This window comes from uncultured Mucilaginibacter sp., from assembly GCF_903913935.1.
Lineage (GTDB): Bacteria > Bacteroidota > Bacteroidia > Sphingobacteriales > Sphingobacteriaceae > Mucilaginibacter.
Map to the genome: position 1 here is coordinate 1 of NZ_CAIWNH010000536.1, position 3321 is coordinate 3321.

Genomic DNA, 3321 nt, shown 5'->3' on the forward strand with positions numbered 1-3321 from the left:
AAAATCAATAAAGTAAAATTTATTCATTTATATAAAGTATAATTCTATTTTTGAAGGTAAACCCATTTATAAAATTCCATTTCATGGCTAACATCCGATTCCAGGCGCTGCAGTCCGTATTAACAAGGGTAATTCCCGAGATCAAAACACCGTCCTCAAAAATTTCCGATTATTATTCTGCGAACGTTTTCGATAAAAAGAAAATGAAAGAGTTTCTTTCAACAGAAGCTTACCAGGGCATCATTAATTCAATTGAAAAAGGCGAACCGATTCCCCGCGACCTGGCAGAGCAGGTTGCATCGGCAATGAAATCATGGGCTATCGGCAAAGGCGCAACACACTATACACACTGGTTTCAGCCCCTAACAGGGTCAACTGCCGAAAAGCACGATGCTTTTTTTGAACCAACGCCTGATGGTAATGCTTTGGAAAGGTTTTCAGGCGACGCCCTCGCACAACAGGAGCCTGACGCTTCGAGTTTCCCAAGCGGCGGGATCCGGAATACGTTCGAGGCAAGGGGATATACCGCATGGGACCCATCGTCGCCTGCCTTTATTATGGCACGAACTTTATGTATCCCTACCGTTTTTGTTTCCTATACGGGCGAGGCACTCGATTATAAGGTACCATTATTAAAGGCACTAAACGCCTTAGATAAAGCTGCCGTAGATGTTTGCCATTATTTTGATAAAAGCATTGAAAAGGTTAATGCCTCACTGGGTATTGAACAGGAATACTTTTTGGTTGATATTGCCTTATTTAATGCACGCCCCGATTTATACTTGACAGGCCGCACCCTTTTTGGCCATATGTCTGCAAAAAACCAGCAATTGGAGGATCATTACTTCGGTTCTATCCCTGAGAGGGTTTATACATTTATGCAGGATATGGAAACCGAGGCCTTATTATTAGGCATCCCCCTAAAAACAAGGCACAACGAAGTTGCCCCTTCACAATTTGAATGCGCGCCTATTTACGAAGAGATCAACCTGGCGATAGATCACAACCAACTATTGATGGACCTGATGGACAGGGTGGCCAAACGCCATAATTTTAAAGTATTACTGCACGAAAAACCTTATGCAGGCATCAACGGGTCAGGAAAGCACAACAACTGGTCGATGATTACCAATACCGGGAAAAATTTACTTTCACCCGGAAAAACGCCAAAAAACAACCTGATGTTCCTTGCATTCTTTGTAAATACTATCAGGGCGGTTTACGAGCATGCTGACCTTTTAAGGGCATCAATCGCTTCGGTAAATAATGATCACCGCCTGGGTGCGAACGAAGCACCGCCTGCAATCATTTCAATTTTTCTCGGGAGCCAGTTAAGCGACCTGCTGGATGAAATTGAAACCTCACGTATCAGTAAGAAAATAAAGGATGATGCCTTACTATGGCAGGGCATCCCAAAGATACCGCAGATATTAAAGGACAATACCGACCGTAACCGTACGTCGCCATTTGCGTTTACAGGGAATAAATTTGAATTACGCGCCGTTGGCTCATCAGCAAATTCGGCCAGCCCGATGACCGTATTGAATGTTATTGTTGCTGATCAGCTTAAGAAATTCAAGTACGACGTTGATAAACTGATAAAAAAAGGTGAAAAGAAAGATGTAGCCTTATTAATAGTGATCAAAAGGTATATTAAAGAATCAAAGAATATCCGTTTTGAAGGGAATGGTTATAGTGAAGACTGGGAAAAAGAAGCGGCTCTGCGCGGACTTCCGAATATTAAAACCACACCTAAGGCGCTTGATGCTTTATTATCAGATAAAACCGATCTGCTATTTTCTGAAACAGGGGTATTTACCAAGAGAGAAGCACATGCACGCCATGAGATCTTATTGGAGGCATTTTATAAAAAACTTCAGATCGAAGCCCGCGTTATCGGCGAGCTTGGCGTTAACATTATTATCCCGACAGCCATATCATACCAAAGCAAACTGGTACAAAATGTACAGGGACTAAAGGCGCTGGGCCTTGGTGAGGAAACCTATAAGGCACAATTAGAAATCATTGTTAAAATATCAGAACATGTTAGCTCTATTAAAGGCGATATTGACAAAATGGTAGCTGAGCGTAAAAAAGCGAATAATATTGAAGACCTGCGCGAAAAAGCTATTGTTTATGATGAAAAGGTAAAACCATTTTTCCAGGCGATCCGCTATCATGTAGACAAACTGGAACAGCTGGTGGATGATTCTGAGTGGCCGCTGCCAAAATTCCGGGAGTTGTTGTTCATAAAATAGAGGTAATGATGCCAAAAATAGTTGGTGAAATAGATGAACCAATCAATGTTTTTCTATGGTAGAGTTCAGAAATGGCTGAAAAAACCTCATCTGCGCTATCCTTAGGTTGAAGTGTTAGTGAAACTCAAAATATAAATTGAAATCGATTTCAATTTATTCTATATATTGATTTGAAATACAATTGATTACAAAGGTTTTACCAACTATTTTTGGCAATTATATCCAAAAATCAGTAATCGAAGGAAATTATTCGTCAATCGCTGCTTTTTCGTTGTAATCCAGGTTGAGGGCCTCCTCAATTTTATCACGTGTGGGCCTGATCGATATAAAGAAAAGGATATTAATGCCCACAATTGCCAGATAAAATAAATTACTGGTAATCATTGTGCAAACAATACCAAATATAGATGCGCCCTCACTTAACGCAGCCCTGACGATAAAGGCGGTTTGATAAACGCCCAACTTATCCTTCAAATTTGTTTTTTCAGCTGCATTTGCCAATTGTTGTTTAAATAAAAAACTGCCCAAAAATATGCCAAGGCAGACCAATAAAATCAAAACATAAAAAAACACGTCGTTTCCGGGTTTCCAATTAAACACAGGGTTTGGTGTAATGGCAAAAACGACCACGCCAAATAAAACCTGGCCGATTAACAAAGCGAGGTGAATAATAATGGTGGTTTTTATCAGGCTTTTAGGATTGATGGTGTTGGTTTGGTTGTACATGGTAATTTTTGAAGTTTAAATTTAAATGGGTTATTAACTAACAAGCAGAATACCAAGTGCATTGAATGAGCCGTATTTTTTAAAATAGTTCAAAAAGGTTTTAAATATTACAGGCCCCTTAATCGTGTACTGCCCGATATTTATTTTAAACAATGCGCCTTCGCTGGTTTCAATGTGTATATAATTGGAGAATTTCCTCTTTTTTATTGAAACCACATCGCGCCAAAAGATAACCCTCGTATGACCAACATTATCAATCTTTTCAGCGCTTATTGTTATACCATATGCTCCCCTGCTGCCTGGTAAATAGAACTTGAAAATATAAAACATTAAAAAC

The 3321-nt window shown here is 39.7% G+C and carries 3 protein-coding genes; 1 reads left to right on the plus strand and 2 read right to left on the minus strand.

The features are described 5' to 3' along the window. The first annotated feature begins 83 nt into the window (after nt 1-83). Nucleotides 84-2258: a glutamine synthetase III gene (locus tag QZY09_RS21540; protein WP_295675963.1), complete on the plus strand. Its 2175-nt coding sequence runs from the start codon at nt 84-86 to the stop codon at nt 2256-2258. Nucleotides 2259-2504: 246 nt separating this feature from the next. On the opposite strand, the gene QZY09_RS21545 is transcribed toward QZY09_RS21540, so the two are convergent. Together QZY09_RS21545 and QZY09_RS21550 are read right to left on the minus strand one after the other, a co-directional pair. After that, the gene (locus tag QZY09_RS21545; protein WP_295675965.1) at nt 2505-2984 is read right to left on the minus strand and encodes a hypothetical protein; all 480 of its coding nucleotides are present in this window, start codon (nt 2982-2984) and stop codon (nt 2505-2507) included. Nucleotides 2985-3017: 33 nt separating this feature from the next. Then, nucleotides 3018-3321 (minus strand): hypothetical protein (locus QZY09_RS21550; protein WP_295675966.1); only part of this gene is annotated, 304 nt, incomplete at its 5' end.

Coding starts and splice junctions, on each gene's coding strand:
- QZY09_RS21540 (WP_295675963.1), top strand. CDS start 84: ATGGCTAACATCCGATTCCAGGCGCTGCAGTCCGTATTAACAAGGGTA.
- QZY09_RS21545 (WP_295675965.1), bottom strand. CDS start 2,984: ATGTACAACCAAACCAACACCATCAATCCTAAAAGCCTGATAAAAACC.